Below are 12,341 nucleotides of genomic sequence, written 5' to 3'. Positions count from 1 at the left end.
GGCCAGGTCGCCGGCCGCGACACCGTCGCCCTGGAGGGCACCGGGCCGGACGGCCTCTACCACGCGGCCCAGACGCTGCGGCAGCTCGTCGTGACGCGGCCGTCGGGCGGGAAGGGGGTGGCGTCGGTCGCGGTGCGCGACTGGCCGGCCGGCGCGGTGCGCGGGACGACCGAGGGCTTCTACGGGGAGCCGTGGACCCAGCGGCAGCGGCTGGACCAGCTCGACTTCCTCGCCCGCACCAAGCAGAACCGCTATCTCTACGCGCCCGGCGACGACCCGTACCGCCAGACCCGGTGGCGCGAGCCGTACCCGGCCGCGCAGCGGGCGCAGTTCCGGGAGCTGACGGAGCAGGCGCGCGCCCGGCACGTCACGGTGGCCTGGGCCGTCTCCCCCGGGCAGTCGATGTGCCTGTCGTCGCCGGACGATCTGCGGGCGCTGCGGCGCAAGGTGGACGCGATGTGGGCGCTGGGCGTGCGGGCGTTCCAGCTCCAGTTCCAGGACGTCAGCTACAGCGAGTGGCACTGCGACGCCGACCAGGACGCGTTCGGCTCGGGCCCGAAGGCCGCGGCCACCGCCCAGGCCCGCGTGGCGAACGCGCTCGCCGCCCATCTCGCCGAGCGGCACCCCGGCGCGGAGCCGCTGTCGCTGCTGCCGACCGAGTACTACCAGAGCGGGACGACGGAGTACCGGCGGGCGCTGTCCGGGAAGCTGGACGACCGGGTGCAGGTGGCGTGGACCGGTGTCGGCGTGGTGCCGCGGACCATCACCGGCGGTGAACTGTCCGACGCCCGCGCCGCGTTCGGCCACCCGATGGTGACCATGGACAACTACCCCGTCAACGACTACGCCCGCGACCGGATCTTCCTGGGCCCGTACACCGGCCGCGAACCGGCCGTCGCCACCGGCTCCGCCGCGCTGCTCGCCAATGCCATGGAGCAGCCCGTCGCGTCCCGCATCCCGCTGTTCACCGCCGCCGACTTCGCCTGGAACCCGCGCGCCTACGACCCGGCGGAGTCCTGGGGCGCGGCCCTGGACGACCTGGCGGGCGGGGACCGCGCCGCCCGTGCCGCGCTGCGCGCGCTGGCCGCCAACGACGCCTCGTCGGTGCTGGGCGGCACCGAGTCGGCGTATCTGCGGCCGCTGATCGACCGGTTCTGGGAGACCCGGCAGGCCGCGGGCGCGGGCCGGGCCGACCGGGACGCGGACTTCGCGGCGGCGGCGAAGGCGCTGCGCGACGCCTTCCGCACGATGAGCACGGTCCCCGAGGCGCTGCCGTCCTCCCTGGCGGCCGACGTCGCGCCGTGGGCGGAGCAGTTGGCGCGCTACGGCAGGGCCGGGGAGCGGGCGGTGGACACCCTGACGGCGCAGGCGCGCGGGGACGGCGCGGCCGCGTGGACGGCCCAGCGGGAGGCGCAGAAGCTGCTGCGCGGGGGCGGGCAGCGGCCGGTGACGGTCGGCAAGGGGGTGCTGGCGCCGTTCGTCGAGCGGGCGATGAAGGAGGCGGACGCGTGGACGGGGGTGCGGTCCGACGGGCCGCGGCCCACCGAGGGCGCGCATCCGACGTCGCTGACGGTGCCGTTCGGGCGGACCCGGCCGCTGGCCGCGGTGACCGCCCAGACCGATCCGGGCCCCGGTACGCCGGAGGTGGCGCTGGAGGCGCACGTTCCCGGTGAGGGCTGGCGGCGGCTGGGCCCGCTGGCGGGCGGCGGCTGGACCGAGACCCGGACGAAGGGGCTCGCGGCGGACGCGGTGCGGCTGTCGTGGGCGCGGGGCGCTCCGGCGCCGTCGGTACACGCCCTGACGCCGTGGTTCGCGGACACCCCGGCGGCCGAGCTGAAGCTGTCGCGGGCGGAGGTGGACGCGGAGGCGGGCCGGAGCGTGACGGTCGAGGCGACGGTCGCCTCCCGCCGCCCCGGTGAGGTGCGCGAGAAGCTGGCGGTGAGGAAGGCGCCCAAGGGGTTCACGGTGCACGCGCCGGGCGAGATCGCCGTCCCGCGCGGCGGGAGGGCGACGGCACGGCTCACCGTCGACGTGCCCGCGGACGCCCGCTCCGGCACCTACCCCGTCACCGTCTCCCTCGGCGGACGGCAGCAGGAGCTGCGGGTGCGGGTCTCGCCGCGCACCGGCGGGCCGGACCTCGCGCGGGGCGCCCCGGCGCTCTCGTCCGGCGACGAGACCCCCGACTTCCCGGCGTCCGCCGCCGTCGACGGCGACCCGGACACCCGCTGGTCCTCGCCCGCCGAGGACGACGCCTGGTTCCAGGTCGAGCTGCCCCGTACGGTCCGGCTGGGCCTGGTGGTGCTGGACTGGCAGCAGGCGTACGCGGCCCGTTACCGCGTCCAGGTGTCCGCGGACGGCAGGACGTGGCGTACGGCGGCGGTGGTGCGCGACGGCAAGGGCGGCCGGGAGACGGTCCGGCTGGACGCCGGCGACGTCCGCCATGTGCGCGTCCAGGGCGAGAAGCGCGCCACCCGCTTCGGGTACTCGCTGTGGTCCCTGTCCGCGTACGCCGTGCAGGAGGGCCCCGCGGGCCGGGACGGCGCGGCGGAGGGTCCGGCGACGGCGCCGCCGGACCCCGAAAACGCGAGGACCCGGACCTAAGCCGTTTTCACGGCGTTGATCCGGGCCAACGCGTCGTCCGCGCCGTAGGGCCGCAAATACGGCAACCAGCGCGGATCGCGATGCCCCGTGCCGATGATGCGCCAGGCGAGGCCGCTGGGCGGGGCGGGTTGGTGCCGCAGCCGCCAGCCGATCTCGGCGACATGGCGGTCGGCCTTGACGTGGTTGCACCGCCGGCAGGCGGCGACGACGTTCTCCCAGGTGTGCTGCCCGCCGCGGCTGCGCGGGACGACGTGGTCGACGCTGGTTGCGACGCCACCGCAGTACATGCAGCGTCCGCCGTCGCGGGCGAACAGGGCCCGTCGGGTCAGCGGGACGGGGCCGCGAAAGGGCACCCGCACGAAACGCTTGAGACGGACCACGCTCGGCGCGGGGACGACGCGGGTCGCACTGTGCATCAGGGCGCCGGATTCCTCAAGGCTGACGGCCTTCTCATTGAGGACGAGGACGAGCGCGCGGCGGAGCGGTACGACGCCGAGCGGCTCGTACGACGCGTTGAGGACCAGGACATGCGGCACGGATGCCTCCTTGTACGCCGGCGGCGCGTGGCTCGCGCCGGGACGATCTCCCCACAGTGTCCCCCGGTGCCAGGTCACGGCGCCACCATCACCGGGTAACGGGCCGGAGGTGTTTTCCGCCACACCCCTTCACGATCCGCCACATCCGGGCGTCCCTGGTGGTCGCGTCCCGCGGCGGGCCCGAGGAGAATCGAACACGGGCGCGAGGGGTGGGGCCGCCCCGTTAGTGTGGAGGGTCTGCCCGGTGCCGGAATCCCGGCGCCGGCCCTCCGCCGACACGGAAGGTACCGCTGTGTTCTGGTCCGCTTCGCCGGCCCTCGCGCCGCTGAGCGCCGCGACGCCCGGCTCCCCCCCTCCGTCCTCCCTGGACGAGGCCACGGAGAAGGCGACCGACGCCGCCGGCTGGGTGCAGGACAACTGGGGGACGTGGCTCACCTCCGGCCTGCAGATCGTGCTGATCATCGTGATCGCGGTGGTGCTGCGGCATGTGGTGCGCCGGACGATCACCAAGCTGATCGAGCGGATGAACCGCACCGCGGCCGCCGCCCAGGGCACCGCGCTGGGCGGCTTCCTGGTGAACGCCGAGCGCCGCCGCCAGCGCTCCGAGGCGATCGGTTCGGTGCTGCGCAGCGTCGCCTCGTTCGTGATCATGGGGACGGCGGCGCTGACGGTGCTGTCCGTCCTGAAGATCAACCTCGCGCCGCTGCTGGCGAGCGCCGGTGTGGCGGGTGTCGCCATCGGTTTCGGCGCCCGCAACCTCGTCACGGACTTCCTCTCCGGTGTCTTCATGATCCTGGAGGACCAGTACGGCGTCGGCGACGAGATCGACGCGGGGGTCGCCACCGGTACGGTCGTCGAGGTCGGGCTGCGCGTCACCAAGCTGCGCGGGCCCAACGGCGCCATCTGGTACATCCGCAACGGCGAGGTGAAGCGGATAGGCAACCTCAGCCAGGGCTGGTCGACCGCGTCCGTCGAGGTCCAGATCGGTGCCGACCAGGACCTGGAGCGGGCCCGCGAGGTGATCACCGCGGTCGGCACGGAGATGTCCGAGGCCGAGCCCTGGAACGAGCAGTTGTGGGAGCCGGTGGAGGTCCTGGGCCTGAGCGAGGTCCATCTCGACACGGTGACCCTCAGCGTCTCCGCCAAGACGATGCCCGGCAAGGCGCCCGGCATCGAACGGGAGCTGCGCTGGCGGATCAAGCGGGCCCTGGACTCCGCGGACATCCGTCTCGCACCGCGCCCCGCCGCCACGGAGGAGGACGAGGCGGCGGCCGACCCGTCCGCCGCGGTGGCCGCCCCCTCGGCGCTGGCCAACCCCGCGTCCCCGCAGTCGCGCGCCGCGGAGCCGATCCCGCCGGCCCCGCGGTTGGGGAAGTAGCCGCACACGGTCCCCGAAGGGGCGTCCCGGTACCTGCCGGGACGCCCCTTTTCGTCTTTCCGGGGCCCGTGGGGCGGGACGGCGGGAGGGTGCTCGCGCTCCGGGAGGGCACATCGTCCTCACCGGAAAGACACGGTGTGGAAACCATTGACGCCCGTCGGCGGGCCGCCTACCTTCTGTGCATCGTTTGGAAAGTTTCTTAACAGATGCCCGGCGGGCAACAACCGCCGCCGGGGAACGGGGTGAACTGGCATGGCCGCAGCGGGGAACGGACCGCACGGGACCCCTGGGACCCCCCGGGTGCTGCGCGCCATGAACGACCGGGCCGCCCTCGATCTGCTCGTCGCGCACGGCCCCCTCACCCGCACCCAGATCGGTGAACTGACCGGCCTGTCCAAACCGACCGCCTCCCAGCTGCTGTCCCGTCTGGAGGCCGCCGGCCTGGTCCGCACCACCGGCAATGTCACCGGCCGCCCCGGCCCCAACGCCCAGCTGTACGAGGTCGATCCGCGGGCCGCGTACGTCGCCGCGCTCGCCGTCGACCAGACGGGGCTGACCGCCGCCGTCGCCGATGTCACCGGACGGGTGCTCGGCGAGGCCCGGGTGAACACCGACGAGATCGGCGACGACGTACCGCACCGCACCGCGCGACTGGTCGCCGAGGCCGTCGACCGGGCCGCGGCCGGCGCGGGGCTGGAGCGCGCGTGCCTGCACAGCGCGGTGATCGGCACGCCCGGCGCGCTGGACCCGCAGACCGGGACGCTGCGCTACGCCCCCCATCTGCCGGGCTGGCAGTCCCGTGCGCTGCCCGAGGAACTGGGCAGGGCGCTGGGCGCGCCGGTCACCCTGGAGAACGACGTCAACCTGGCGGCCGTCGCCGAGCAGCACGAGGGCGCCGCACAGGACTTCGACGACTTCGTGCTGGTGTGGGCCGACGACGGTGTCGGCGCCGCCATCGTGCTGAACGGGCAGCTGCTGCGCGGGGCGACCGGCGGCGCGGGCGAGATCGGCTACATGCCGCTGCCGGGCGCTCCGCTGGCGCGCGACGGTGACCGCAGCGCCGCCCGGGACGACGCGGGCGGCGGCTTCCAGCGGCTGGTCGGGGCGCCGAGCGTGGTGCAGCTGGCGCGGGAGCTGGGCGGGCCGGAGAACGGCACCGTCGCCGAGGCGCTGGCGCGGGAGGACGTACGGGCCGAGGTGGCGCGGCGGATGGCGACCGGCCTCGCGGCCGTCGTCGCCGTCGTCGACCCGCGTCTGGTGGTGCTGTGCGGGTCGGTGTGCCAGGCGGGCGGGGAAGAGCTGCGGCGCCTGGTCGAGGCGGAGCTCACCGGGCTCGCGCTGCCCCGCCCCGAGCTGCGGCTCAGTCACCTGGAAGGCAATCCGATCCTGGTCGGCGCGCTGCGGACGGCGCTGGCGCAGGCCCGCGACGACGTGTTCGACACCGCCTGAGGCCACCGCCCGTCCGCGATCTCCCCTCCCCCGTGAAGGCCCCCTCGTAAAGGACGTTCGCCATGCTGCCCCCACGCACGCGCAGAATCCTTCCGGCGCTGCTGGCCTCCGGACTGCTCGCCTCCGGCTGCGCCAACCCGAGCGTGGGCAACGACCGGGACGACCCGACGAAACCGGTCACCCTGACGTTCTGGCACGGCTGGTCGGAACCGGGCGAGGTGAAGGCCGTCAACGACAGCATCGCCCGCTTCGAGAAACTCCACCCCAACATCCGGGTGAAGGCGACCGGAAACGTCTCCGACGCCACCATGAACCAGGCACTGCGGGCCGGCGGGGACGACGCGCCGGACGTGGCGTCGTCGTTCACCACCAACAATGTGGGGCAGTACTGCTCCTCGGGAATGTGGGCCGATCTCGACCCCTTCATGAAGAAGACCGGGGTGGACAAGGAAAAGATTTTCCCGAGGACGTTCCTGGAGTACACGCGGTACAAGGGCCGGCAGTGCGCGCTGCCGCTGCTCGCCGACGCGTACGGGCTGTACTACAACAAGGACGCCTTCGAGAAGGCCGGGATCACCCGCCCGCCGCGCACCATGTCGGAGCTGAGGCGGGACGCGGTGAAACTCACCCGGAAGAAGCCCGACGGTTCCCTGCGCCGGATGGGGATCATGCCCAACTTCCGGCTCTACCAGAACAGTCCGGACCGTTTCTTCGCCCAGTGGGGCCCCACCTATTTCGACGAGCACGGCAAGGCGGCACTGGCGAAGGACCCGGCCACCAAGGACTTCTTCCGGACACAGCGCGGGCTGATCGACGCGCAGGGCGGCTATGCGGCGACCGAGAAGTTCCGTTCCGGTTTCGGTGACGAGATGTCCTCACAGAACGCGTTCCTCGCCCAGAAACTGGCCATGCACATGGACGGGGAATGGCGCGGGCTGATGCTCGACAAGGCCAAGGCGCCCTTCCGCTGGGGCGTCGCGCCAATGCCCGTACCGGACGACAAGGCCGACACCTACGGGCGCGGCTATCTGACCGGGACCGTCATCGGGATCGGCCACGGCAGCCGGCACCAGAACGCGGCGTGGGAGCTGGTGAGATTCCTCGCGGCCGACACGGACCAGGTCGTGCGTTTCGCGAACGCCATCCACAACATCCCTTCCACGAAGGCGGCGTTGACCTCGCCGAAGCTGGACGCCGACCCGTCGTTCCAGACCTTCCTGGACATCGCGGCGCATCCGCGCAGTACGGCGCTCCCACCGTCCAACAACGGCGGGCAGTACGTCACCGCGTTGATGGACTTCTCCTACGACGTCGAGGCCGGGCGGGTCCCCGATCTCGACACGGCGCTGCGCGGTCTCGACGCGCAGATCGACGCCGACAACCTCCAGTCCGAGAACTGACCGCCCGCACACGAGAGTTCAGTGCCCGAAGGTGACGGAGAAGCGCTATGGCAACCACCACGACCGCGCCCGCGCTACGGCGTAAACGGCTGCGCGAACGGCTGCACACGATCGGCTTCCTCTCCCCCTGGCTGGTCGGCTTCTCGGTGTTCTTCGGCTATCCGCTGATCGCCACGGTCTATTTCTCGTTCATGCACTACAACCAGATCGAGCAGCCCACCTTCGTGGGCCTGCGGAACTGGACGTATGTGCTGACGCAGATGCCGCTGTTCGGGGCGGCGTTGTGGAACACGCTGTGGCTCGTGGTGGTGATGGTCGCGCTGCGAGTGGCCTTCGGGCTCGGCATCGGCCTGCTCATCACGAAGATCAAGACGGGCGCCGGGTTCTTCCGCACCGCGTTCTACCTGCCGTATCTCGCGCCGCCGGTGGCCGCGACCGTGGCGTTCGTCTTCCTGCTGAACCCCGGCACCGGGCCGGTGAACGGGATTCTGGAATCGCTCGGCATTCCCGCGCCCTCGTGGTTCAACGACCCGAACTGGGCGAAGCCCTCGCTCGTCCTGCTGTCCCTGTGGGGCATCGGCGACATCATGGTGATTTTCATGGCCGCGCTGCTGGACGTGCCGAAGGAGCAGTACGAGGCGGCGGAGCTGGACGGCGCCGGGGCATGGGCGCGGTTCCGGTACGTCACCTGGCCGGCGATCACCCCGATCGTGCTGTTCGCGGTGGTCACCGGGGTCGTGCAGACCATGCAGTACTACACCCAGGCACTGGTCGCCGGAAAACTCGCCTCGGGTGTCACCATCGGGCCCGGTTCGGTGATCCAGCCCGGTTATCCGGACCATTCCACCCTCACCGTTCCGCAGCTCATCTATTCCCTCGGCTTCCAGAACTTCAACACCGGCGCGGCGTGCGCGCTCTCCCTGGTGCTCTTCGCCATCGCCATGGCCGCCACCACCCTGCTGATGCGCAAGCGCGCCGGTCTGCTCACGGCGGAGGACTGATCCCGGATGACCACCACCACACTCCCCGCCCGTACCGCCCCCGCCCGCACCGGGGCGGAAGGGCCCGCGGCGCGCACCGCCCGCCGCAAAAGGCTGCTGCACTGGATCGCGGTGCACTCCCTCGCCGTCGCCGCCGCCCTCTTCTTCGTCCTGCCGTTCGTCTTCGTGTTCCTCACGTCGGTGATGAGCGACGCGCAGGCGATGAGCGGCGAGTTGTGGCCGCACGAATGGAACTGGTCGAATTACGTCACGGTTTTCGACACTCCCGGGTTCCTGGACTGGTGGCGGAACTCCCTGCTGTACGCGGGCCTCGGCACGCTGTTCACCGTCTGCTCGGCGATCCCGGTCGCGTACGCGCTCGCCAGGTTCCGCTTCCGGGGCCGCCGCACGGCGCTGATCCTCGTCATTTCGACGATGATGCTGCCGCCGCAGGTCATCGTGATCCCGATGTACCTGGTGTGGGCGCAGCAGCTGCACCTGTCCGGTTCACTCTGGCCGCTGATCATTCCGATGGCGTTCGGGGACGCGTACGCCATCTTCCTGCTGCGGCAGTTCCTGCTGACCATTCCGAAGGAATACGTCGAGTCGGCGAAGGTCGACGGCTGCGGTGAGGTGCGGACGCTGCTGCGCATCATCGTGCCGATGGCCAAACCCGGTATCGCGGCGATCGCGCTCTTCCAGTTCTTCTACTGCTGGAACGACTACTTCGGCCCGCAGATCTACGCGGCCCAGAACCCGGCCGCCTGGACGCTCTCCTACGGACTGGAGTCGTTCAAGAGCGCCCACAATGTCAACTGGAATCTCACCATGGCCGCGACGCTGCTCATCATGGCGCCGGTCGTCATCGTCTTCTTCTTCGCACAGAAAGCCTTCGTCGAAGGCGTCACACTCACCGGAGTGAAGGGCTGATCAGGAATGCCGCAGTCTCCCGGGGGAACTCCCCCGGCCCCCCGTGTCAAACTCGCCGTGGTCGGCGGCGGCTCGACCTATACCCCCGAACTCATCGACGGATTCGCCCGGTTGCGGGACGTCCTGCCGATCGGGGAACTCGTCCTCGTCGACCCCGCCGAGGACCGTCTCGGCCTGGTCGGCCCGCTCGCCCGCCGGATCTTCGCCAAGCAGGGCCACCCCGGCACCGTCTCGTGGACCACCGACCTCGACGCGGCCGTGGACGGCGCCGACGCGGTGCTTCTCCAGCTGCGCGTCGGCGGGCAGGCGGCCCGCAACCAGGACGAGACCTGGCCCCTGGAGTGCGGCTGCGTCGGCCAGGAGACCACCGGCGCCGGCGGGCTGGCCAAGGCGCTGCGCACGGTGCCGGTGGTGCTGGACATCGCCGAACGGGTCCGCCGCCGCAACCCCGACGCCTGGATCGTCGACTTCACCAACCCCGTCGGCATCGTCACCCGCGCCCTGCTCAGCCACGGGCACCGCGCCGTCGGCCTGTGCAACGTGGCGATCGGCTTCCAGCGGAAGTTCGCGAAGTTGCTGGGCGTGACGCCGGAGCAGGTGGAGCTGGAGCACGTCGGCCTCAACCACCTCACCTGGGAGCGCGCCGTCCGCGTCGGCGGCGAGGACGTGCTGCCCAAGCTGCTCGCCGAGCACGGTGACGCGGTCGCCGAGGACCTGCGGATGCCGCGCTCCCTGGTGGACCGCCTCGGCGTCGTCCCCTCGTACTACCTGCGCTACTACTACCGGCACGACGAGGTCGTCGAGGAGTCGCGCACCAAGCCCTCGCGGGCCGCGGAGGTCGCGGCGATCGAGCGGCGGCTGCTGGAGATGTACGGCGACCCGGCGCTGGACGAGAAGCCGGAGCTGCTGGCCAAGCGCGGCGGGGCGTACTACTCGGAGGCGGCGGTGGCGCTGACGTCGTCGCTGCTGCGCGACACCGGGGACGTCCAGGTCGTCAACACGCTGAACAACGGGACGCTGCCGTTCCTCCCGGACGACGCGGTGATCGAGGTACCGGCCGCGGTCGGCGCCTCCGGGGCCGCCCCGGTGCCGCTGCGCCCCCTGGAGCCGCTGTTCGCCGGGCTGGTCGCAGGCGTCACCGCGTACGAGCACCTGGCGCTGGAGGCGGCGCTCAAGGGCGGTCGCGACCGGGTCTTCCAGGCGCTGCTCGCCCACCCGCTGATCGGCCAGATCGCCTATGCGGAACAGCTCACCGACACCCTGCTCGCCCACAACCGGGAGCACCTCACGTGGGCGTGACCGGCACGGCGCTCGCGATCGACGCGGGCAACAGCAAGACGGACGTGGCCCTGGTGGCCGCGGACGGTGCCGTCCTGGGGACGGCGCGCGGCGGCGGGTTCCAGCCCCCGGTGGTGGGCACCGGGCCCGCGGTGGACGTGCTGGCGCCCCTGGTGGCCTCGGTGCTCGGACAGGCCGGCGCCGAGGGGCCGGTCGACCATGTCGCGGCGTATCTCGCCAACGCCGACCTGCCGGCCGAGGTGACCGCGCTGGTGGCGGAGATCCAGGGCCGCGGCTGGGCGCGTTCGGTGACCGTCGGCAACGACACCCTGGCCCTGCTGCGGGCCGGGCTGCCGGACACCGGTGAGCCGCTGGGGGCCGCCGTGGTGTGCGGGGCGGGCATCAACGCGGTGGGCCTGGGCCGCGGCGGCGCCACCGCCCGCTTCCCGTCCGTCGGCCGGATCTCCGGCGACTGGGGCGGCGGCTCGTTCCTCGCCGACGAGGCCCTGTGGCACGCGGCGCGGGCCGACGACGGGCGCGGCGAACCGAGCGCGCTGGCCCAGGCGTTGCCGGCCCACTTCGGTCTCGCGGGCATGCCCGAACTGATCGAGGCCCTGCACCTCGGGCACCTCCCCGGCACCCGGCGGCACGAGCTGACCCCGGTGCTGTTCGCCGTGGCGTCGGCGGGCGACCCCGTCGCGCGGGCCGTCGTGGCGCGGCAGGCCGAGGAGGTCGCGCTGATGGCCGCGGTCGCGCTGGAGCGCGTGGACCTGCTGGACGAGCCGGTCCGCGCGGTGCTCGGCGGCGGCGTCCTGGCGGCGCGCCACCCGCTGCTGCACGACGAGGTGGTGCGCCGGCTCGCCGAGCGCGCCCCGAAGGCCGTGCCGCACGTCGTCACGGCGCCGCCGGTGCTGGGCGCCGCGCTGCACGCCCTGGACCGCGCGGGGGCGCACGCGACGGCGTACACGCGGCTGCGGGAGAACTGGGGGACGGACGCGGGCTGAGCCGGTGACCGGGTCCGGGCCGCGCCTGTGGGGGGGGCGCGGGCCGGACCCGTACGGTACCGGGGCCCGGACAAGATCGGGTCAACCCCTGTATGGCCGCCCGCACCGGCAGACATACTGCTTGCGGGGTCCCCGCCCCGGGCGGGACGGGGGCGGCCCGCCGTCCGCGCCCCAGGGGAGGTTCCGTGCCGTCCGTGACATCCGCGCCGGAGCCGCCGGGCACACCACCGCCCGCCCCCGCGCGCCGCACCGCCTGGGCCCTCGGCCTCGACGAGCTGCGCGCGGCCGCGACGACGGAACCGGGCCGGCTGCGGATGATCGGCGCCGTACTCGTCCTGCTGCTCCTGCTGTTCGGCGCGGTCACGGCCCTCCAGATCACCGACCGGGCGGCCGCCGCCCGCGATGTGGTCGAGCGCAGTCAGCCGCTGACCTCGGACGCCGCCGACCTCTACCGTTCGCTGGCGGACGCCGACACCACGGCGGCCGGCGGACTGCTGGCCGGCGGCGCGGAGACCCGCGGCACCCGCGAGCGGTACACCCAGGACATCGCCACCGCGTCCGCGCTGCTCGTCAAGACCGCGGCGCACACCCCCGGCACGGACGACGCGGCCCGGCGCACCGCGGAACTCAGCCGTCTGCTGCCCCGGTACACCGGCCTGATCGAGACGGCGCGCGCCGACAACCGGCTGGGGCTGCCGCTGGGCGGCGCCTATCTGCGCTACGCCAACGACCTGATGCGCCGGGAACTCCTGCCCTCCGCCCGCGCGTTGTACGAGGCGCAGTCC

At 72.9% G+C, this 12,341-nt stretch carries 10 protein-coding genes; 9 read left to right on the top strand and 1 reads right to left on the bottom strand.

All coding sequences use genetic code 11. The features are described from left to right. Positions 1–2,601 (top strand): beta-N-acetylglucosaminidase domain-containing protein (locus AC51EU_RS19965; RefSeq protein WP_496268368.1); only part of this gene is annotated, 2,601 nt, incomplete at its 5' end. Here AC51EU_RS19965 and AC51EU_RS19960 read toward each other — a convergent pair. Beyond that, the gene (locus AC51EU_RS19960; RefSeq protein WP_496268367.1) at positions 2,598–3,137 is read right to left on the bottom strand and encodes an HNH endonuclease; all 540 of its coding nucleotides are present in this window, start codon (positions 3,135–3,137) and stop codon (positions 2,598–2,600) included. The two genes, AC51EU_RS19965 and AC51EU_RS19960, sit on opposite strands and share 4 nt — an antisense overlap. 292 nt (positions 3,138–3,429) lie before the next feature. On the opposite strand from AC51EU_RS19960, the gene AC51EU_RS19955 reads away from it, so the two are divergent. From AC51EU_RS19955 to AC51EU_RS19920, 8 genes are all read left to right on the top strand, one after another. Then, positions 3,430–4,515, top strand: coding sequence for a mechanosensitive ion channel family protein (locus tag AC51EU_RS19955; RefSeq protein WP_496268366.1), 1,086 nt, complete (start codon positions 3,430–3,432; stop codon positions 4,513–4,515). Positions 4,516–4,767: 252 nt separating this feature from the next. Beyond that, complete coding sequence (locus AC51EU_RS19950) at positions 4,768–5,964, top strand: ROK family transcriptional regulator (protein ID WP_496268365.1); 1,197 nt, start codon at positions 4,768–4,770, stop codon at positions 5,962–5,964. A gap of 62 nt (positions 5,965–6,026) precedes the next feature. Continuing rightward, positions 6,027–7,364: an ABC transporter substrate-binding protein gene (locus AC51EU_RS19945; protein ID WP_496268364.1), complete on the top strand. Its 1,338-nt coding sequence runs from the start codon at positions 6,027–6,029 to the stop codon at positions 7,362–7,364. A 47-nt stretch (positions 7,365–7,411) separates the two neighbouring features. Beyond that, a complete protein-coding gene (locus tag AC51EU_RS19940) occupies positions 7,412–8,365 on the top strand; it encodes a carbohydrate ABC transporter permease (protein ID WP_496268363.1) in 954 nt (317 codons plus the stop codon). Positions 8,366–8,371: 6 nt separating this feature from the next. Further along, positions 8,372–9,274: a carbohydrate ABC transporter permease gene (locus tag AC51EU_RS19935; protein WP_496268362.1), complete on the top strand. Its 903-nt coding sequence runs from the start codon at positions 8,372–8,374 to the stop codon at positions 9,272–9,274. A 6-nt stretch (positions 9,275–9,280) separates the two neighbouring features. Continuing rightward, positions 9,281–10,573 (top strand): 6-phospho-beta-glucosidase, encoded by a 1,293-nt coding sequence (locus AC51EU_RS19930; RefSeq protein ID WP_496268361.1) that lies wholly within the window; start codon positions 9,281–9,283, stop codon positions 10,571–10,573. Next, positions 10,564–11,556 (top strand): N-acetylglucosamine kinase, encoded by a 993-nt coding sequence (locus AC51EU_RS19925; RefSeq protein ID WP_496268360.1) that lies wholly within the window; start codon positions 10,564–10,566, stop codon positions 11,554–11,556. Before AC51EU_RS19930 ends, AC51EU_RS19925 begins: the two co-directional genes overlap by 10 nt. Before the next feature lie 194 nt (positions 11,557–11,750). Beyond that, positions 11,751–12,341 (top strand): GlnX family signal transduction membrane protein (locus AC51EU_RS19920; protein ID WP_496268369.1); only part of this gene is annotated, 591 nt, incomplete at its 3' end.

The sequence above is a fragment of the Candidatus Streptomyces philanthi genome, from assembly GCF_059553635.1.
The sequence above is the reverse complement of the archived record's forward strand: the minus strand, read 5'-3'. Positions and strand labels throughout refer to the sequence as shown.